The organism is Cupriavidus pauculus, from assembly GCF_003854935.1.
Classification (GTDB): domain Bacteria; phylum Pseudomonadota; class Gammaproteobacteria; order Burkholderiales; family Burkholderiaceae; genus Cupriavidus; species Cupriavidus pauculus_C.
Genome location: NZ_CP033971.1, coordinates 283,313 through 302,365 on the forward strand (window position 1 = coordinate 283,313; position 19,053 = coordinate 302,365).

General features: G+C 57.6%; 16 protein-coding genes. 8 read left to right on the top strand and 8 right to left on the bottom strand.

The window, feature by feature from the left end:
• Window positions 1-45 precede the first annotated feature (45 nt).
• Together EHF44_RS27985 and EHF44_RS27990 are read left to right on the top strand one after the other, a co-directional pair.
• A complete protein-coding gene (locus tag EHF44_RS27985) occupies window positions 46-798 on the top strand; it encodes an SDR family NAD(P)-dependent oxidoreductase (protein WP_124687016.1) in 753 nt (250 codons plus the stop codon).
• 284 nt (window positions 799-1,082) lie between these two features.
• Window positions 1,083-1,547 (top strand): Rid family hydrolase, encoded by a 465-nt coding sequence (locus EHF44_RS27990; protein WP_124687017.1) that lies wholly within the window; start codon window positions 1,083-1,085, stop codon window positions 1,545-1,547.
• Between the two features lie 12 nt (window positions 1,548-1,559).
• Here the strand turns inward: EHF44_RS27990 and EHF44_RS27995 are convergent, their stop codons facing one another.
• From EHF44_RS27995 to EHF44_RS28005, 3 genes are all read right to left on the bottom strand, one after another.
• Complete coding sequence (locus EHF44_RS27995; protein WP_124687018.1) at window positions 1,560-2,528, bottom strand: LysR family transcriptional regulator; 969 nt, start codon at window positions 2,526-2,528, stop codon at window positions 1,560-1,562.
• A gap of 567 nt (window positions 2,529-3,095) precedes the next feature.
• Window positions 3,096-3,299 (bottom strand): 50S ribosome-binding protein YggL, encoded by a 204-nt coding sequence (locus EHF44_RS28820; protein ID WP_253700444.1) that lies wholly within the window; start codon window positions 3,297-3,299, stop codon window positions 3,096-3,098.
• 25 nt (window positions 3,300-3,324) lie between these two features.
• Window positions 3,325-3,906, bottom strand: coding sequence for a DUF1294 domain-containing protein (locus EHF44_RS28005; protein WP_124687019.1), 582 nt, complete (start codon window positions 3,904-3,906; stop codon window positions 3,325-3,327).
• Between the two features lie 96 nt (window positions 3,907-4,002).
• Here EHF44_RS28005 and EHF44_RS28010 point away from each other — a divergent pair, with 96 nt between their 5' ends.
• Entirely contained in the window at window positions 4,003-4,527 is a 525-nt protein-coding gene (locus EHF44_RS28010; protein WP_253700446.1) for a DUF3455 domain-containing protein, read from the top strand.
• Window positions 4,528-4,582: 55 nt separating this feature from the next.
• Here the strand turns inward: EHF44_RS28010 and EHF44_RS28015 are convergent, their stop codons facing one another.
• Entirely contained in the window at window positions 4,583-5,287 is a 705-nt protein-coding gene (locus EHF44_RS28015; protein WP_124687020.1) for a hydrolase, read from the bottom strand.
• Window positions 5,288-5,662: 375 nt separating this feature from the next.
• Here EHF44_RS28015 and EHF44_RS28020 point away from each other — a divergent pair, with 375 nt between their 5' ends.
• On the top strand, window positions 5,663-6,043 hold the full coding sequence (locus tag EHF44_RS28020; protein ID WP_124687021.1) for a hypothetical protein: 381 nt from the start codon (window positions 5,663-5,665) through the stop codon (window positions 6,041-6,043).
• Window positions 6,044-6,086: 43 nt separating this feature from the next.
• Here EHF44_RS28020 and EHF44_RS28025 read toward each other — a convergent pair whose 3' ends face one another.
• The 3 genes from EHF44_RS28025 to EHF44_RS28035 form a co-directional block, all read right to left on the bottom strand.
• Complete coding sequence (locus tag EHF44_RS28025; protein WP_253700448.1) at window positions 6,087-7,220, bottom strand: hypothetical protein; 1,134 nt, start codon at window positions 7,218-7,220, stop codon at window positions 6,087-6,089.
• 201 nt (window positions 7,221-7,421) lie between these two features.
• Window positions 7,422-7,877 (bottom strand): potassium channel family protein, encoded by a 456-nt coding sequence (locus EHF44_RS28030; protein WP_124687022.1) that lies wholly within the window; start codon window positions 7,875-7,877, stop codon window positions 7,422-7,424.
• A 1,129-nt stretch (window positions 7,878-9,006) separates the two neighbouring features.
• A complete protein-coding gene (locus EHF44_RS28035) occupies window positions 9,007-9,342 on the bottom strand; it encodes a hypothetical protein (protein ID WP_124687023.1) in 336 nt (111 codons plus the stop codon).
• A 346-nt stretch (window positions 9,343-9,688) separates the two neighbouring features.
• Between EHF44_RS28035 and EHF44_RS28825 the strand changes: the two genes are divergently transcribed.
• The 4 genes from EHF44_RS28825 to EHF44_RS28055 all read left to right on the top strand — a co-directional run bounded on the left by EHF44_RS28825 (window position 9,689) and on the right by EHF44_RS28055 (window position 17,126).
• Window positions 9,689-10,021, top strand: coding sequence for a hypothetical protein (locus tag EHF44_RS28825; protein ID WP_253700450.1), 333 nt, complete (start codon window positions 9,689-9,691; stop codon window positions 10,019-10,021).
• Window positions 10,022-13,101: 3,080 nt separating this feature from the next.
• Window positions 13,102-13,815 carry a ParA family protein gene (locus EHF44_RS28045; RefSeq protein WP_124687025.1) on the top strand — a complete coding sequence of 238 codons (714 nt, stop codon included), beginning with the start codon at window positions 13,102-13,104 and terminating at the stop codon, window positions 13,813-13,815.
• Window positions 13,815-14,843, top strand: coding sequence for a ParB/RepB/Spo0J family partition protein (locus EHF44_RS28050; protein WP_124687026.1), 1,029 nt, complete (start codon window positions 13,815-13,817; stop codon window positions 14,841-14,843). The genes EHF44_RS28045 and EHF44_RS28050 overlap by 1 nt, the downstream gene beginning before the upstream one ends.
• A gap of 975 nt (window positions 14,844-15,818) precedes the next feature.
• Entirely contained in the window at window positions 15,819-17,126 is a 1,308-nt protein-coding gene (locus EHF44_RS28055; RefSeq protein ID WP_124687027.1) for a replication initiation protein, read from the top strand.
• A 93-nt stretch (window positions 17,127-17,219) separates the two neighbouring features.
• Here the strand turns inward: EHF44_RS28055 and EHF44_RS28060 are convergent, their stop codons facing one another.
• Window positions 17,220-18,947 (bottom strand): ATP-dependent helicase, encoded by a 1,728-nt coding sequence (locus EHF44_RS28060; RefSeq protein WP_124687028.1) that lies wholly within the window; start codon window positions 18,945-18,947, stop codon window positions 17,220-17,222.
• Between the last annotated feature and the right edge of the window lie 106 nt (window positions 18,948-19,053).

Consider the following 19,053-nt stretch of genomic DNA (forward strand, 5'->3'; position numbering starts at 1 on the left):
TAAACATCAACGACCATCAACCGATATCAGGCAAGGAGAATCACCATGACCCGCAGACTCGAAAACAAGATTGCACTCGTTACCGGTGGCACGAGCGGCATCGGCCTGGCCACTGCCAAGCGGTTCGCCGCCGAAGGCGCGCACGTGTATGTCACCGGCCGCAGGCAGGCCGAACTCGATGCAGCGGTCGTAGCCATTGGCAACGCCACCGGCGTGCGTGTGGACTCGTCGAAGCCTGAAGAACTGGATCTGCTCTACAAGCAGATCCGCACCGAGAAGGCCCGGCTCGATGTGCTGTTTGCCAACGCCGGCGGCGGCACGATGGTGCCGCTTGGCGACATCACCGAGGCCCACTATCACGACACCTTCGACCGCAACGTCAAGGGCACGCTGTTCACCGTGCAGAAGGCATTGCCGCTGCTCTCCAGAGGCGCGTCAGTGATTCTGGCCGGTTCCACCACGACCATTGAAGGCACCGCCGCTTTCAGCGTCTATTCCGCCTCGAAGGCTGCGATTCGGGCGTTCGCCCGTAGCTGGATTCTGGACCTGAAGGACCTCGGCATTCGCGTCAATACGATCAGCCCGGGTGCCACGCGTACGCCCGGCCTGGTCGACCTGGCGGGTCCCGATGCCTCGCAGCAGCAGGAGCTGCTCGACTATCTTGCATCGCGCATCCCGATGGGGCGTGTAGGCGAGCCTGACGAGATTGCCGGTGCTGCCCTATTCCTCGCCTCCGACGACTCGAGCTTCGTCAACGGCGCAGAATTGTTCGTTGACGGTGGGCAGGCACAAGTCTGAGGATGTGAGGCAATGTTGGCCCGCGACGCCATGCTTGGAGATCAAGCGTGGCGTCGTGGCCGCAAGGGGAGATGGCGCGCCAGCGGTCGGTTGCCGGCCATTTTGCGTCAATGGTGCTAGCTGGCATGAATGGCCTTTGAGCCCCCAATGCCGGCCACCCATGGCGCAAATCTGCACGCCAAAAGTGCATCTTTGCACTCTTGCAGCCCACCTCAGATGTTAGGCTTGAGCCGTTCTAAGCCCATCCGTCGGCTCCAATCGATCCTTTTCCCCAAGATGCAAGCATGACCACTAATCAAAATTCGCTCGAAAAGAAAACCGCCTATTGGGGTGTTCCGTGGGAGGACGCATATGGCTATGCGCAGGCAGTCAAAGTAGGTGAAGACATCTATGTGTCCGGACAACTGAGCCATGATAGCAACGGACAACTTGTCGCTCCGGCCGCTCTTGACGAAGCAGGGAAGCCTCGCGATTTTTCCATGATGGAAGCGCAAATGCGTGCCACGTACGAGAACATCGCCACCCTTCTAGGGAAATTCGGTGCAACGCTCGACAATGTTGTAGAAGAAACGCTGTACGTTCTGGACGTCGACGCGGCATTCGCAGCCGCCGGCAAAGTACGCAAAGCAGCGTATGGTACTGAACGCCCTCAATGCGCCAGTAACCTTATCGGTGTCTCGCGCCTGGCGATGCCACCGCAATTAATTGAGATTGCCTGCAAGGCGGTCTTGCGCAAACCGGGGACCTAGCGACCTGGTTTTTCACAACCTTCCGATTGGATTCGCTTCGCGGCCTTCGATCAACGCCTTCTGCTTTGCTACCACCGCAGCACAAAAGCTCATAAATGTTTTGACGCGTCGTGTCCGTCGAATATCTGGATGTGTGAGTAGCCAAAGCTCATCCTCCAGTTCGGGGACCACAGGACCGACGCGGACCAACTCGGTCGTCAAATCGCCCAGCATGCACGGAAGGTAACCCATACCGAGCCCGGCAGCGACCGCTTTGCTCACGGCAGCAACTGAGTCGGAACGGTATGCAACGTTGATCGGTGGAACGCGGCTTTGAAGGTATTGGGATGCTCTGAGCCCCGACAGTTTCCCGGTGTAAGAAACCCACGTCATATCAAAAATTCGATCCGCTGCAGGCCGCTTCCGGCGAAATTGAAGGGCGCTTCCGTACGGCGCCCACGCAATGCTCGCAAGCTTTCGCCCCACTAGATTCTCCAATGGATTCCGTGTTGCTCTTATCGCGATGTCCGACTCGTCCCGGGCGAGATCAAGTTTGTCATTTCCGACTAGAACGTCAACCGATAAGGAAGGGTTGCGGGTCCTGAATTCGGCGAGGATTGGAGTCAGGAAATACAGCAACAGCGAATCACTTGTGGTAATACGAAGGGTGCCCAACGGCCCATGTACTGCACCTGCGACCTGTCGCGCTACGCTGACGACATCCAACTCGACACGCTCGCTCAGCGCCCTCAGCTCCACCCCTTCAGGGGTCAGCTTGTAGCCAGCACGTCTCCGGTCAAACAACGCAACGCCCAATGCGGCCTCGGCCTGCGCTACCCGGCGCGAAACGGTGGACACGTTAATGCCCAATCTTTCGGCGGCAATCGCGCGACTGCCGCACTCGCTTAGCATTTTGATGATGCGGAGATCGTCCCAAGAAAATCGAAGAGCTGCATCGCCAATTGCTATTCCTTCGCGATCTGGCACAGTTGAGGATGGCATGATAATGAAAACTGTACGTTAAGGCCTTGCGCAGGCCTTTCGCTGAAAACGCGCATCATCGCACAGTAGGATCACGAGTTTGAAGGGAGCCGGTACGGCGGAGAAGCTGGGGCTGCCGGTCAGAACGCAGCTCACCCTAATTTTCCTCAACAAACGGTTGCTTCTGATTGCCTCACTCACGGTACTGAGATAGTTGGCAGGGGAGCGGCTCTGCACGCTCACTGGGCACGGCGTTCATTTGGCTCCTCCGCCCTACATCGCCGCCGTTCGAGGCATATGCGCTCGGTGGCCGAGAAGGGTCGCAAGGCGCCGTTTACCCGCCGAGCAGGCCTCCTACGGGCTCGTGGTCAGACGATACACAACGACAGGCAATAGGAGGATCCGCTAGACCGCCGCAGAATCGCCATACCAAGCGTCAATCAAAGGGCCGACGGTCACTGCCCAAAAATTTAGCGCGGCTCTTCACCCCGTCGATGACAGTCCGTCGGTGCTCCTCGGTGGAGGAGCTACGATTGCCCTCTGGCGAAACGAATCCATCCAGACGATCGCCGATGGCGCCGCCATAGGTCAGCCGGTTCGCTTCGTGCCATCGCGAATGAAGGCATCACAAGCCGCAACTCGCGCCTCGGCATCAAGGCCTTCAGCAAGCTGCGCGGTGACATGAAAGCCGGGTTCATGAAATTCGGTCACGCGCAGCTTTTTCCGCTGGCGCAGGTTCCGTCCTTTGCTCGTGATCCAATCCTCTGAAAAATAGGACACACGGTCGGACAAGCAGTACCGGGCCCCTATTCGCACCTCAAGGGACAACGACTGCCTGGCAAAGCACAAGTGCGCCAATGTTCAGGACCACTGTCGCCCAGAAGACCACCTGAAACGCGTGCTTCCGATTCTTGTGCCGAAGCAGGTGTTGCGCAGCCAGCGCGCCCGGCCATCCTCCGCACAGTGCAACGAGATGCAGATTGGCCTCCGGGATGCGCAAGGCCTTCCGATTCGCGCGAGCCTTATCGTCGGCGTACGCGATGAATGCGACGACACTGGCCATCACGCTGGCAATGCCAACGAGTCGAGGAAGATAGCCTCCCAGCGCACCCAGGACGATTGCCGCCAGCGCCATCACTCCTACCAACGCCGGCAGCCAATTGGGCGCGGCGCCAGCGCCTGGTTTTGGGGCACCCGCTATGGCGACGTTGAGCGCCTGCATTCGACCATCCTTGCCTTTGGCAAGCTCGAAACTCACGCGGTCGCCCACCTTCGGCTGAACAGCGCGCGTGCGCAGCGCACTCACATGAAAGAACACCTCCTTGAGATCCGCATGGATGTCGATGAAGCCAAAGCCCTTGTCGGCATGCCAGGATTTGATCCGCCCCGCTTTCTTCATGTTCTTTTGGGTTGGTGTTGCCGGTTGATATTGCGGGAGGCACGCAGTGTACGCTTTTGGACTATTCTGCTCCAGGGACCAAGGCAAGGAGCCGAAATGGCAATCCCTCAGCATTTCCATGGCGCATGGCTCACTGTACTGGGCCTGTCAGGCGTACTCGCCTCGTGTGCCACTTCCCGGATCACTGCCCCGCCCGACCTTCAGCCTTCGGATGTTCGTGGAACGGTCGCCGTGCTGCACGCCGCCGGTACGCAGAACTATCAGTGCAAGCAAGCCAGCGACGGCAGGCTGCTATGGACCTTCGTGGCACCGGATGCCACCCTGAAAGACGACCTCGGGCAGGTCGTTGTCAAACACTACGCGGGGCCAACCTGGGAAGCACCGGACGGCAGCAAGATCACCGGAAAGGTATTGAAACAGCTACCGAACGCTCAGGCGCCGGACAGCATTCCACTCTTGCTGCTGCAGGCGACGAACACCGGTGGACCAGGCCTGCTGTCACGGACGCGTTACGTGCAACGCCTGAATACGCAAGGCGGTCAGGTCCTGCCTCAGACGTGCACGCAGGAGGGACAGGAGAATGGCATGCCCTATCGGGCTGACTACGTCTTTCTGGAATAGCAGAGCAAAGCCGAACTGAACTGCCCGGGTCCGGTGTCCCGTCTCAAAGTTCTCACTACTCCGTCACCGGCGCATGCACCGGCGCGATCGATGCGTGCTGGGTCTGCGTGCGCTGGGCGGCCTTGTGGACCATCGTGTAGGCGTAGTCGATGCCCATGCCGTAGGCGCCCGAGTGTTCCTTGGCCAGGCCGGTCACCGCGTCGTACGTTTCCTTGTTCTTCCAGTCGCGCTGCCATTCCAGCAGCACCTGCTGCCAGGTGACCGGCACCACGCCAGCCTGGATCATGCGCTGCATGGCGTAGTCGTGCGCTTCCTTGGTGGTGCCGCCCGAGGCGTCGGCCACCATGTAGATCTCGTAGTCGCCTTCCAGCATGGCCGACAGCGCGAAGGTGGTGTTGCAGACTTCGGTCCAGAGCCCGGCCACCACGATCTTCTTGCGGCCATTGGCGGCCAGCGCGTCGCGCACCTTCTGGTCGTCCCACGAGTTCATCGACGTGCGTTCCAGCGTTTCCTTGCCCGGGAAGACGTCGAGCAGCTCGGGGTAGGTGTAGCCCGAGAACGAATCGCTCTCGACCGTGGTGATGGTGGTCGGCACGTCGAAGATCTTGGCCGCCTTGGCCAGGCCGACGACGTTGTTCTTCATCGTCTGGCGGTCCATCGACTGGACGCCGAAGGCCATCTGGGGCTGGTGGTCGATGATGATCAGTTGGCTGTTGCGCGGGGTCAGGACTTGCAGCTTGGCGTTGTTGGCGTTCGACATGATGGGCTCCGGTATAAAAGGTGATTCAATGAATTTGAGTGGTTATTGGGCGGTGCTGGCTTCGCGTTGTCGCGCTTCGTTTCGCTTCGCTGCGTTGTCGCGCCGTCCATGTGCTGAACTATAGCGACCGCCGGCCCGGCGCAAACAGGCTATCGCTGTCATAGTTATTCAAAATAACTGAATACTCGACTGACAGGCCGTCCAATGCCAACCGAGGTTTTCCACTGGTTCCAGCCCGACCCTCCTCCCGGCTCTGCTCACACGGTGCGGTAGCCATCTCAGACTTTCGCCCATGCGTAACACCTTCCGCTACATTAGTAAGAGGGCCAACACCGCCAGCATCCGGGCACACATCTGAAGGACGGTGCCGACGCCATGAAATTCGCTTACTCCGCGACTGGCCTCTGTGTCATCTTGACTGCGTGCATATCCACCGGCGTAGACGTGAGGCCCGAGCATTTAGCTAACTTCTTACCCGGCTTCTCCACACTTGAGGACGTTACCGCTCAGCTGGGGGCGCCGACCTCTGCGGTGACGCTGAAAAGCGGAACAGCGATCCTCATCTATTCGTTTGCAACGTCGCGACCGCATCCCGAAAGCTATATTCCCTTCATCGGCCCCCTTTTTTCCGGAGGCGAAATTCGTTCCTCTACTGTTCTGTTTGAGTTTGACGAGAATGGGGTTCTTCGCAGTCAGCGCAGGACTACGTCAAGTGGCACCTCAGGATTGAGCGTACTTCCGCTCGATCCGATGTGATAGAGGATCACGCCAGGCGGTTATCGGGACTGCCGGTTCTCGATCATTGCGACGAAGAGAACTCTTTTTCAGCGTCCCCGAACCGGTAGAGGTGCGTGTTATCCGGCGCCTCACCAATTCTCGTGCCCAACGGGCTGAAAAGCGCATGCCGACGAAAGTTATCGGCATCTGATCGAGCGCTCCTGTTTGCGTGCTCCACAGCAGCAGCATAAGCCATTGACTGCTTGCTCCTCTCGATCTCAAGCAACTGAGTCGAGCCATTCAATCGCACGCTGTATCTTCCAAGGTTGTAGAAGAGATACATCGCATAGAGATTGTCGAAGTCTCTATAAGCGCCCTGTTCCCGTCGGAAATCTAGAGAAAGCACCGAAGGGAATCGATCAGGGAGATCCTTGAATGGAATCTTCGGTTCCTCACGGGGTTCAACGTAGTTCGAGCCCTCGTACTTCTTATACAGCACCACATCCATACCGTAACCTCGATTCCCCCACTCTGCGAGCAGTTTGATCGCCATCTCGGTCGGAATGTTCGCCGTGGCCGCGGCCACTACCCGTCGGCGGGACAGCACTTTCGGTGCTTTAACTACCAAGCCATCGTAACCAGCGCCATACTTGAACGCCGCGCCGATCGCTTTTGCACAGTTCAGGCGCAAGTAGTCATACTTGACTTCGCCTGCGTGGTATTCGGTATCTCTCCTACGTTCATGGTAGTCGTCGTTAATTCGCCCGAAGTATCTGACCAGGGCTTGTTTTTCTTGGAGCGGCACACCATAAACGCGAACCCCTACCACCGAGCGCTTATAGGTTTCCCCAAAGTCGAGGCCGAACACCGCCAGCTCTGATGTCGAAGAAGTGGTATGGAAAAGATACTCCCGCTTCGGAATGGTCACGATAAGATCGGCGGTGTGGAATTTTCCTTCGTGTCGACGATCTCTGTCCGCATAGAAGTTGGCCGAATACACAAGCTCCTCGTTGGAAGCAGTATCACGGATGGCGAGCGCTATATGACCTGCTGATCCACCCTTCGATGTCCCAAAGCTGATCAGCAGTTCCAGATCGTATGGGTCCTGACCCAGAAAGTCGCTGATCTCGGCGACATTGAGAGGCGCAGGGCCATCTTTACTGCCGAGTTCAGTGCCGGCCGCCCGACAGGGAACCAGGAAGGCAATAACCAGCAACCAAAAAGTAGATCGTCGCCTCATTTTTCATCTGGCTTGAAGGGCACATCGATCCCTCACGTTAGGCGATGCGCCAGCATTCTGGCTAGGGACCATGGGCTAACCTGGCCGCCCTTCGGTGCGTCCGTGGCGACGATGGCGCACCATCCGTTTAAGCTGGGCCTCGGCGCGCAGATTCATCGGTCGCAGATCTGCGTTCCGTTAGGCGTTGCCAATGTCTCCTGCGGGGACCGCACTCCGACTGCTATTGATAACGTCAAGCACTGCAGCAGTCATAACCGAAGCCGACATGCCGAACATGAGGATTCCATTAGCCGCCTCCAGTGGCCCTAATAGGCGCCAGCGCTCCGACATTACGATATCGCCATAACCCAAGGTGGAGAAATTGACACCAGAGTGATACAGGGCAGTATAGAAAGTCTGGAATTCGCCGAGCGCAAGGAACAAGAGCGCCCATATCGCCATCTGCGCCACGTTGCAAAGCAAGGTAAGCAGCATGACGCCCGCCAGTAGGAGCACGTCGGTCCAGAGCGAACGCCGACCGTCTTGCGTAGACCGGAATCGAGCGTAACGTCGCAGACAAACGGCAATAACCAAGCCTTGTAATACCAAGCACAGCAGCATGACAGGAGCGGCAACCAGCAGATGAAGGGGCATGGCGGGCTTCCAGATAATGGATTTACGCCGGCAAGATTTACCGGCAGGCTACCTACTAATGTTGCCATGTGTCGGCTGTCAACTTACCGGGCAGCGCCCGACCGCCACGGAATACGCAAACTCCTTCGATAACCAGAATCTCGCGCGTACACATCAAATCATAGAAAGGCATCAGTATCGGCCCTTTCCCGGGCATCCTGTCCATGGACAGTTTTTTTGCATGACCATCGTTGGTGCCAGTATAGATATTGAAGATAAGCCAGAGCAGAAAACGGCGCGGGCTCACAAGAGGCTGCGCTGTGCTCGCGGATGTTCCTGGCGCAGTCGGGCGGGTCACCAGATTTCCCTACGGAATATCCGACCGAATCACAACTTCCAGGCCAAGCAGTTGCCGCACTTCCAAGGACTTTTCCAACTGTAGCTGGCGCTTTCCGCATTCAAGGTAGACGAGGAGGCGGTTCCAGTTCCGGTTACGCCGGCGATGTGAGCTTGTTTCAGGCCTTGTTGTTTGCGCTCTCACACGCAAGGGCGCCTGCTTCTTCGAAGAACGGACGATTGTCTCTTCGCTGGCAGCTTACTGCATCTGCGATAGCGGTCGCCCGCCGATTACCGATCGGTATCTCAAGATCAAGATCGCCAAAATATCAACGAAAACCAGCAATCTATCCGTGCTATTACGGCGAAACCCATGGAAATCGCGCGACCGCCCTGTTCCCTGAATTCCCCCTAGAATTGGCCACGTCCTCCAAGTGAGTTCGGAGTAATCAGTGGCCACCTTCCATGCCGGTAAGCCGAGTGCAGCCGGGTTATACCGAGCAGCCGTGTACGGCGGACGGCAAGTTACCGCGCGTGGCGGTCATCGACAGTAACAACAGCCGAGCTTCGATTCAAGGCGATGCGATTTGCTGGCTTAGCAGGTTTCTCGATGGCGCATGGGCATCCTTGCTGGTTTCGGAGCCTTCCGGCGTGCCCCTGCCGGCCAGCAAACAGGTGCGGTATGTCGATGAGGCCGATGGCGGGTGCCAGCAGCACGCGTCGCTCCATCATTTTTCGAGCTGCCGAAACCCTTACAGTCGCCCGCAGGGGTGCGCCGCTGCTACCCGACTATGGCGAGGGAATTTTTTTCCGGTTATTTCGACTTCGACCGGCCGTCGGTGTAGGGATCGAACTTACCCGTTTTGGCCACGTTGTCCGGAAGAGGAGGCGGATCTTCGGGTGCAAGCTTGGCGGCGTGAGATTGCCCGCCGGTGCGGGTGCCTTCCGTATACGGGTCGAATTTCCCGCTGCGCTGAGCCGAGCTCTTCTTCTGACTCTGCTTCGCAGGCGATTCCTTTGTAGGCGGGGTGTGTGAGCCGCCGTAGAGGTCGCCACCGTCCGTGTAGTTCTTCTGCGCGCTAGCGGGCGAGGCGAGCAGTAGAGCGACGATCGCAGCGAGCGTGGCGCCAGCACCGAATCTGTTTTCCATCTCAATCTCCATCAGGTAGTCAACGTCTTAACCAAGACTAGTCCAATGGGGTGTTCAGTCCTTGATTCACGTCAAAACTGCACCGTTCCTGCGTTCTAATCTTGTTGTACCGGTCTCCCCGGACCCCACGTCCACCAGGGTGCGAACTATGCCTAACACAGCGATTCTCTACTACTCTCGGACGGGCACCACGCGTCAGGCGGCGCAACTGTTGGCACAGCGTCTCGGTTGTCCCGTCTTCGAGGTGTTCGACCGCGTCCGTCGCGCAGGCTTGTGGGGCGACCTGCGTTGTATCGTTGACAACCTGCTTCGCAGACGTGTGGCGTATTGCTATGCGGGTCCGGTCTTGAACGACTACAGCCGGCTCGTCGTCATGGCCCCGGTTTGGATGGGACATCTCGCTGCCCCAATGCGAAGCTACCTGAAGGATCACCCATACTGTGGCCAGCAACTGGCGGCAATCGTTGTCATGGCAGCGCGAGGAGGTTTCAGGGCGGCAGAGGAAATTGCCTTCGCAGCGGGCCGCCCTCCCAATCCGACCATTGTGGTCCTAGAACGGGATATCAGTTCAGGGGCCGCCCTCCCCGACATAGAGGAATTCGCCAACGCCTTGGAAGGCAGCGAAGTCGACAGCGCACGAACATGGCGGGCGGCCTGGCTGTCGCCCAGTGAAGCGTAACTTAGCAGCAGCATTCAATGTTTGAAGCTGACGTCCGCGCTTATAGTGGCAAACGATCCGCTAAGCCGGGCATTAAGAACGGCCACGCAGTGCATTGTGGTAGCTCGAAGGACGACATGGCCAGGGCCGCGAGAGATTCGACTGAGGCCCTGCGATAGCCGCCTACAAGGAGCAAAGAGGCCGAGGAGGATGGCGATGGCAAGGCTTTTAGGGTCGTATGTGACCTGCGTGTCGCCATTAGCATCCCCTAGCTGCAAGCTCTCGCCCGCGGCCAAAGCCAGAGTCCGCGCAGCCCACCCGTATAGGTCGTGCAGTACCACGCGTGAGGCGTCAGCGCGGCCTTGGCGCATAGCCGATTTCCGGTCGGCTCATCCGTGCAGGCCGCCAGCGTCACGGCGCATGCGGCGTAGGCCGAATCAGGCTGGCCACCTTTTCGTTGTTCCCGACGGCGGCCGCGTCGCCACGAAGGTTGCGCCTTCCGTCGTCGGCAACCAGTCGGCCAGGCCGCCTACCCCTTTTGCTCCTTCTGAGCGGCGCACGGCGAGCGCCGTTGTCCGCGCGTCGCCCCAGTTTGTTACTGCCGACGTCGCGGGCGCCACCATGCGGGGTAAGACTTGGCCGGCGCCTCCTGCACCACCAAGTGCATCACGCTGGCCACGCGGCAGCCAGTGGGGAGCGTTGCGGTGGCCGTTACAATGGTCGCGCCGGCGGTTACGGTCCGGACGGTCGCGCAAGTGCCGACCAGCGTCGGGACCGAGGCAGACCCGCTTCCCGCGTCTTGTCCGAGGCTGCCGCGATGGCGACGGACGGATCCGGGGAGGTCCACGCGAAGCTTGCCCCTGAATCTCGCTAGTCAGGTATCGGCAAGGTGACCTTCAGTTTCAGCGTGCCGGCGGCGCGGTAGACGTCTGGACTTCGGATCGCATGAACCCCGCGGCGAGCAAGATGAGGCCGGCAACCCGCGGTGGAAAGGTGGACTTAACCCACATTTATATAGAAGGACCGCCGACCGGCGGCCATGCTCTCCGGCTCAGGCGTCGTGTGGGCGACTATGGCAGCGCGGGGACGTGGCGCATTTCCGGGATGAGGTGGCTGGCTAATGACGTCATCCAAAGTTTGCCGTTGAGTTGGGTAAGCAGGGGCGGCAGAGTAGAACCACCCCGGGAGGCCGTGGCGCCGGGCGCAGCGGGGAGGTAACTGTTTCGGCCCAGAGCCACGAACACTTCGAAGCCAGTAGGGCGATGGGGCACGGGCGCGCCGCAGCTAGTCGGCCCCCTTCCTTTCGAGGGATCCGGCCTTGAGCCTGCAGTCGCTCCGGGCCCCGCCTCTAGCGGGCCCCCTTCCGCAGGACAAAAAATAATTTGCATAGCATTTTATAGCCCAATTCTGGGCGGCTAATAGGGCGCACTGACAAGATATGAATATAATCAAGCACTTACGCCTTCAGTTCCACTGCCTCATAAGGCCTCTGGACATCGCAATTCTTGGGGTTGGGTCGCGGTGTCTGTAAAAGTTTTCTCGGCCGTCTTCCACATGTCATTTCAGGGAAATGGTTGCGACGCTGAAGATCTGCTCCCTGTATCGTCCCGCTATATAAGCCAGGTCGCAATGGCGTCCCAGCGCGGGATCGATTCAGGCTACGCGGCGTTCTGAGGCGGTCTGACCCGTGGTCGCTTCGGCGAGACCGGCTCCGCGCCCGGTTTGGCAAGGCCCGCACACCCACCGGCAGCGCGTGGCTGAGCTTTACCACTGTCGCGACGGCGATTGCAGTGCCCTCCTCACTGGCCGCACCGTCGGCTTCAGTTCGGCGCTCCAAACATGTGGCCGTTCTTCGAACTTGCTCCCGCTCTGAGGTTTCCGCCAATTCCCACAGCGTCGTTCGACCTTGTGACTTAGAGGCATGTCAATGGAAAACCGATATCCGTTCAGAGTTCGTAGCCTGCGGAAGTCCACGTTCTTCTAGCAACGGGATAATTCTCGACCGTCTCATTACGGGACCTCTCTAATAAGGGCACGGACAATACCAGGGCCGAGAAATTGGCTTGCCAAAATTGATATTTATATTAAATTTCAAAATACTTACTGATACTCTCGCCGGTAATACGCCGGACGGGCGTGGCACAAAGGCGTGGCTTTTTTGGAGGGCCGAACCGAGTAGTTCGGTAAAGATGGCCCTCCTCCCCAATTTTAAGGGGCTTCATGTCGAAGGAGTTTTAAGGTAGGCATTTGGAAGGGCAACGCAGGTAGTTGGGCAAAGCGATATGTGGCCGGGCAACTTTCAAGCTTGAAAGTGCGGGAGGCAAAGAGCCTCTGGCAAGTACCTGGACCGAGAAGCGCTTGCTCTCGCATAACATGGCCTGCGTGCCCGTCGGCATGCGCCAAGTCGGAAGTTGCTTGCCCGGCTTTCAAGCTTGAAAGTACCGCTAGCCACGGATCTTGCCGGCACCTTCCGTATGGTTTTTCTGCGCTCGCCAATCGTGACGCCGCGCGGCGTCAACTGCGTCATTAACGCGATTAAAGCTCTTATTTTTTCATCACGGTGCACGGGAGTGACGACTTTCATGCTTGAAAGTCACAACTGCACCAACGGCCGTAAGTGTCTGGCTTCGGACTTTTATCCTGGCATCTGCCCACGCAAAAGATTACGAATCATCTCCCACCATCGCCAACTATGTAGATCCAAATTCGCCCTGCTCGAATCCTGTTGACTCGTGTCCCAAGCGATCATCGCTTCAGCACGGCTGAGCTTTGAGAATATCCGCAGGCGGAGACCGTTCTGAAGACATAGGCCCCTTCAGAGAACGTCTCCAACTCGGTTGCTCCTAGCTTCAGGCGCGGGGGCTGGACCACAGATTTCGCGGGGTGTGGTGCCCCGTGCTTTCACGCTTGAAAGTACGGGTCGCGTTCTGGCAGGAAGGTTGCAGGTCTGAACGGAAGGAGGAGGCGAGTTTTGCGTCGCAAGTGTGCAACTTAACGAGATACTGCTTGGATTTTTCGTCAGTATGAAGTATTAATCGCAAGTGCTCGCTCAGTTACGCAACCTGCGTGGAAGTAAAAGATATATCTTATGTGGAGAATATATGGCAGCTAGAATCATCACCGTTTTCAACCAGAAGGGCGGTTGCGGCAAGACGATGACATGCATGCAGTTGTCGGCTGCCTTCGCGCTGCGCGGCCTGCGCGCTCTGCTCGTGGATATGGACAAGCAAGGGACCAGTACGATTTGGGCCGGCCAAGCAGGGAAAGAGCGTCCCTTTCCGGCGGAAGTCATAAGCTTGGCCCCGCTGCGCGAAAAAATGCTGGGAGAGATTGAGAAACGCGCCGACACGTATGACTTCATATTCATCGACTGCCCGCCAGCTATCGAGTCATCCATCCCTTGGGCTGCGCTCAACATTTCGGATATCGCGTTGATCCCGGTCATACCCTTGATGGACAACGTCTGGGCTAGCCGCGAAGCCAAAGAGCTTGCACGGAGGGCCAAGACCGAGAACCCAGCCTTGCAGACGTACTGCATCCCATCGATGTCTCGCCGCGGGAACGTGTTCAAGGCCTGCACCGAGATCCTTCAGGACGATCACGACATTCCGCTCCTGGATACGGGGCTGCAGCAGCGTAACGCTTACGGGGAATCCCAAATGTTCGGGCTTAGTGTGCACGCCGTGTCAGGAGCATCGGCGGCAGTAAAGGAAGTTGAAGCTCTCGCTGACACGGTTCTTCAGAACCTAGGCTTTTCTGTTCAAAGGAAGCAGAGCAAAGGGAAAAACGCTAAGCAGAAAGAGGAGGTGGTCTGATGGCAAAGAGTCGACTCGAGCAAATGCGGGACCAGGCCGCCAAAGCTCTTTCAGCAGCGCCTCCCGCAGATCGTTTCGCGCGCGCTCAGGCTTTGGTGGAGCGTCAGCCGAATGGCTTCGCGGAAAAACGTATGGATGCTCCGGCGCCCGACAGTACTGCCTCGGTCACTGCTCCCGCCGCGATCACCCTTCATCCTGCCGACGCAACCGAGCCCCGCGATAGGGAGCCGTACTTCGAAGAAGTCGATATCTCTCTAATTGATGAGAACCCGTACAACGCGCGCCGCCTCTACCGTCCGGAGCGTGTGCATGAACTCGCAGGCGAAATTCGGGCAGACGGTCAACTCGTTCCGGGTCTAGCGACAATCAGGAACGGTCGCCGCGTGCTGGCGGGTGGTCACTACCGATTCCGCGCCCTCAAGGCCGCTGGAAAGACCCGGATGAAACTGATGATTCATCCGGACCTCACTGACCAACAGCTCTACCAGATCTCGTATAAGGAGAATGCGGAGCGTGAGCAGCAGTCCCCGCTCGATAATGCGCTCGCATGGAAATCGCTCATGGACGAGGGCATCTATCCGAACGAGTCGGCCATTTCGGAAGCTACGGGCATGTCTTTGCCGAACGTCAACAAGACGATGTCGATCCTCAAGTTGTCCGACGGCATACTGGACATCGTGAAGGAACGGCCGGAACCGTTTGCGCTTTCTACCTTGTATCAGCTGACCTTGCTTGAGCGAGCAGCAGGATCTTCTGTCGCGGCGACGATGGCCATGAAGGTGCGAGACGAAGTTGCCGTGTGTCGGGATGTCGAGGAAGCACGCGCGCGCTACGAGAACAAGCCAGCGCGCAAGCAGAAGGAGACTTCTCGTCAGCACAAGCTGCTTTCGGCGGACGGGAAGCCGTTGGGCGTGTTGAAGGACTGGGATTCTGGGAAGGTGACCTTTGAAATCACGCTGCTGGATCCGGTGCGGCGCCAGGCGCTCGTCGAGGAGTTGAAAGCAAAGTTCACATCCACCGAGGCTTAGCCCGTAGCGATCCGTTCTGGGCTTCACCCTCCGCCTAGACATACTCTTCCCTTGGGCGCTTCACCATTAGCGCCCACTCTCGCCGCTACCCAATAATGTTCACCTCCAGATGTTTACCTAAGAGCACTTGCGGTTTAAGTGATTTGGTAAACACTGTAAACCCTTTAGTAAACCTTTAGCTTCTGCAAACGCCTGATTTCATTGGATTTTTCACGCTCAAGGTGAACGATGATGGGGCAATGGTGAAGTTCTATGGGGTCCTAGGGGTGTGGATTTGGGGATCGGGTGAAACGCTTTGGGGAGAAGGGGTTGTGGATTTGGGGCACAGGTGAATGCCGTTAGGGATCAACGCCTGAAGACATAGGGTGAACCCATTTGGGGATCCCAGGGGTGAAGTGATTTGGGGCGCCGCGTGCCCGGGATTCCACCTCAAGTCCCATAGGTGAATAGTTTTGGGTCCAAGGATGGGTGAAAGGATTTGGGTCCTTAAGTAGCACAGCTACCCGGAAACCCTTTCGGTATCGACAAGGTGAACATCCTTGGGGGCAGCATAGGTGAAGGACTTTGGGGTAAAGTCAGTTGGTGTGCGCTTACTTTACAGCTGTAAATACCCCCCAGGTGAACTCCTTTGAGGAATCGTTGGTGAAAGGATTTAGGGATTCCGTCTGAGCATCGTCGGCATTGCATCAAGGAAGCACCGTGGGCCCCAATGGCTTTCACCTTTCGCGAGGTTCTCGCCTCAAAACAGTGGCCTCAACCTGCAGCATTTCGCTGTGGTCTGTGAAAGGTGAACATATTTGGGTAGCTTTCGGAGCGCTAGGGTGAACCCTTTTGGGGTGAGCCCGGCTTTACCGGGGCAGGGAAGTCATTGATTCGACTGGCCTATGCTGGAGAACCGTTGGAAAACTACACGTACCCTTGATAGGTGAACAATACGCGTCTAAGATTTCACCCATCAAGAGTCGGGAAATAGACATGCCGCGAGCCAAGGCGCCTGCAAAGGGATCCCAGATTGCACTGTTCCAGCAAGCTGAGGTGCCCGAACCATTCAAGAAGGCGGTCCAGGCAATCCACGTTTCGCCAGTGGGCGGCGCACTGACTCTCCAACAGCGCCGGCTGTTTAACGCGCTGATCAAAAACGCAATCGAGCATCGCCTGGGTCAAGCCGGGTCTACGGACACCTTCCAGATTTCGATCCCCGAGATGATGTCCAACCTGGCTTTGACCACAAAGGACACCGGGTACATCAAAGAGACGGCAAAGTCGCTGATGCGCACGGTTGTCGACTGGGATCAACTGAATAGCGATGGAACTGCAACCTGGACCGGGTCGACGCTCTTGGCCGGCGCGAAGATTACCGGCTCCTTGCTTTCGTACTCGTTTGCGCCCCAGATCAGAGAGGAACTCCTGAATCCGGAGCGCTACGCAATGATCGACATGCGTATCGCGAAGCTATTCCGCAGGGCGCATTCCCTTGCCCTGTGGGAGAACACGGTTCGGTACGAACGCGTTGGAATTACGGCCCGCATTCCTCTGCCGGTGTTTCGCAATCTGATTCTCGGACGCGAGGAGAGCGAGACGAAGTACAAGGAGTACAAGATCTTCAAGCGTGCAGTCCTGAACCCCTGCATAGCGGAGATCTGTGACGTCTCGGACCACACTCTTGAACTGATTGAGCACAAGATCGGTAGGTCGGTATCCGACCTCCAGTTCAAGATCACCCGCAAGGAACAAGCCGTCCAAGAAGACGCCGGGGGAGGTGAACTGGTGCAAGCGATGATCAAACTGGGTCTTCCGGCAAGCGAGGCTCGAAAGCTTGTCAAGACTCACAGCTCAGGATCGTTGCGAGACGCTTTGGCCTATGTTCGTGCCAGGCTGTCAAAGAAAAATGCCCCTGCCGTCGATAACGTTCCTGCCTACTTCCGTAAGACGTTGGCTGAGGCTTGGGGGCGAGGCATGGATGCGGAAGAGGTCGCCGAGCAGCCTGCAGCTGCCGAGGCTCCCAAAGCCAAGTCTGCAGCCGAAGCGATGGAGAAGTACATTGCCGCTCGGTTGCCCGTTGCTCAAGAATACTTCGCCGAACTATCGGCGGAAGAGCAGACGCCGCTGATGGAGCGGTACAACGACCAGTGCGCGGCGGCCGATCTGAAGCTCGTGGCCAACAAGCGTCCTTCGAAACTTGCTCAAACGAGTTTCTACACTTGGCTAGCCGACCAAACTTGGGGGGCGCCTACATCGGAGGACATCCTTTCCTACGTATTAACCGGAAAGGTGGCTGTCTAGGTGCGGGCGTTGTGGTCGAGTTGGAGCTCTCCAGCAGTGAACTTGCAAATTTGTCTGTCTGTAAAGCCAGCTTAGACAGATTCAATGGGCAGCTTAAGCTAGACCTGCTTCGATCACGAACCGAGAGGTCGGGCTCTTCTTTGCTGTAGAAAGAAGCATAACGCGTCTGGCGCGGGTGGCCCCGACGTAGAACAACCTCCGTTCCTCCGACTCGACGCTGCCTTCATCTGGGATGACTGTTTCCTCCAGCCGAATGAGGGCGGTGTGATCCCACTCTAGCCCTTTGCTGGAATGGAATGTCGTAAGCACGATCGCGTCGGCAGTAGCCTCGTTGTTCTTTCGACGAAGAAAGTTCAGTCGGTCGGAGAAGCTACCGTTCAGGCGTGACAGCACATCGTACGTGGTGTTTATCGATCGCTTCCCTTGATCGTTGCTAGCCCACTTCAGCATCCATTCGTGAACGCCATCCAGCACCAATGCGGGGAAGTCTCGCGTGCAAAGGGACCGCCACTCAGCCATCCTTTTGCTCAGATCGAGATACTTGCTTGCGGCGTCGTCTCCGAGCCCGGCCGCGAGCAATTCCTTTTTTGTCACATTCGAGGGGACTTTTGATGGGGTAATGAATTTTTGAATAACCTGGAGATCAGTGATCCCGATCCCGGCGAATCCAAGAACGGCGTCGAGACCAGCGGATTTGCCATGCTCTACAAGCGCGAGAAGGTTGCCAAACAGAGCGGACTCTGGCCGGTCAAGGATAGACCGGCCAGCGGCGCGGTGATATTTGACGCCATGGGAGCGGCATACCGCCTCGACTGGATCTAGGATTCTATTTGTACGAGCCAGTATTGCAGCGCTCTCGCCGCCGCGGATCGCTGCAGCCATTGCCTCGACCGCGGCCACAGCTTCCTTGTATTCATCATCGTGCCGGATGAACCTCACGTCACCGCCTGAACCCTTGAAAGCCACAAGCTCCTTTACTATTCGCTCCCGGTTATTGCGAATTACTTTGTCGGCAACCGATAGAATCTCCGAGTGCGAGCGGTAATTGATCCCGAGCACGATTTGTCGTGCATCAAACTCTCTTACGAATGCGTCAATTCCCTTCTTGCCTAGCGCAGAGCGGAAGCAAAAAATGGTCTGATCATCGTCGGCAACCACGGCCGTTGCAGCGCCGGCGCGGGCATGTATGCTGGTCCATTCTGCCTGCAGCTGATCCGAATCCTGGAACTCATCAACCAGCAACGCATCAACAGCGAATGGTTTGATAGTGCCGTCACGCATCCCGCGTACCGCGTGGCGCATGAGGTCCTGGAAATCCAGCCTGCCATTGCGCTCTAGAGCTTGCTGATATCCCGCATAGAGCTGGCCTTCAACCGTGTCAGCGGACGGATAGCTTAACTCCGTCTTACACTTCTCGATCGCCGACACCGCATCTTCCAATTTCCATTCCAGCCCCATTTCCTGTAACAACTGAACAACAATTGCTGCACGCTCGCCATCGGTTGCGATGTCTGGCCTTTTGCTGGCCGTTAGGGATAGTTGCTTGTAGGCCAACGAATGGAACGTGCCCGCGATTAAACGCTTCTTGGCAGATGGACCCGTCAGGGCCAAGATTCGGTCTCGGAGCTCAATCGCGGCATCCTTGCTGAAGGTGACCGCGCCTACAGACACGCGAGGGTCGCTCAGTAGCAAGGCGGCCTTGGCTGCGATTGTGGCCGTTTTTCCCGCCCCCGGCACAGCCACCGCGACGCAATGGTCACGGCATTCCACTACTTCCCGTTGAGAGGGATTCAGTTTTTCAAGGGCTTTGTGGAGGGACATAGTGCTGCTGGATCAGATCAGGCCATTGGACCGGTACTGTCAGACCTGCTCGGATTTGTCCCGGCAACATGGCGCAAGTGCCACGAGCCTTCTCGGGCATGTGCCT

Coding starts and splice junctions, on each gene's coding strand:
- EHF44_RS27985 (WP_124687016.1), top strand. CDS start 46: ATGACCCGCAGACTCGAAAACAAGATTGCACTCGTTACCGGTGGCACG.
- EHF44_RS27990 (WP_124687017.1), top strand. CDS start 1,083: ATGACCACTAATCAAAATTCGCTCGAAAAGAAAACCGCCTATTGGGGT.
- EHF44_RS27995 (WP_124687018.1), bottom strand. CDS start 2,528: ATGCCATCCTCAACTGTGCCAGATCGCGAAGGAATAGCAATTGGCGAT.
- EHF44_RS28005 (WP_124687019.1), bottom strand. CDS start 3,906: ATGAAGAAAGCGGGGCGGATCAAATCCTGGCATGCCGACAAGGGCTTT.
- EHF44_RS28010 (WP_253700446.1), top strand. CDS start 4,003: ATGGCAATCCCTCAGCATTTCCATGGCGCATGGCTCACTGTACTGGGC.
- EHF44_RS28015 (WP_124687020.1), bottom strand. CDS start 5,287: ATGTCGAACGCCAACAACGCCAAGCTGCAAGTCCTGACCCCGCGCAAC.
- EHF44_RS28020 (WP_124687021.1), top strand. CDS start 5,663: ATGAAATTCGCTTACTCCGCGACTGGCCTCTGTGTCATCTTGACTGCG.
- EHF44_RS28030 (WP_124687022.1), bottom strand. CDS start 7,877: ATGCCCCTTCATCTGCTGGTTGCCGCTCCTGTCATGCTGCTGTGCTTG.
- EHF44_RS28035 (WP_124687023.1), bottom strand. CDS start 9,342: ATGGAAAACAGATTCGGTGCTGGCGCCACGCTCGCTGCGATCGTCGCT.
- EHF44_RS28045 (WP_124687025.1), top strand. CDS start 13,102: ATGGCAGCTAGAATCATCACCGTTTTCAACCAGAAGGGCGGTTGCGGC.
- EHF44_RS28050 (WP_124687026.1), top strand. CDS start 13,815: ATGGCAAAGAGTCGACTCGAGCAAATGCGGGACCAGGCCGCCAAAGCT.
- EHF44_RS28055 (WP_124687027.1), top strand. CDS start 15,819: ATGCCGCGAGCCAAGGCGCCTGCAAAGGGATCCCAGATTGCACTGTTC.
- EHF44_RS28060 (WP_124687028.1), bottom strand. CDS start 18,947: ATGTCCCTCCACAAAGCCCTTGAAAAACTGAATCCCTCTCAACGGGAA.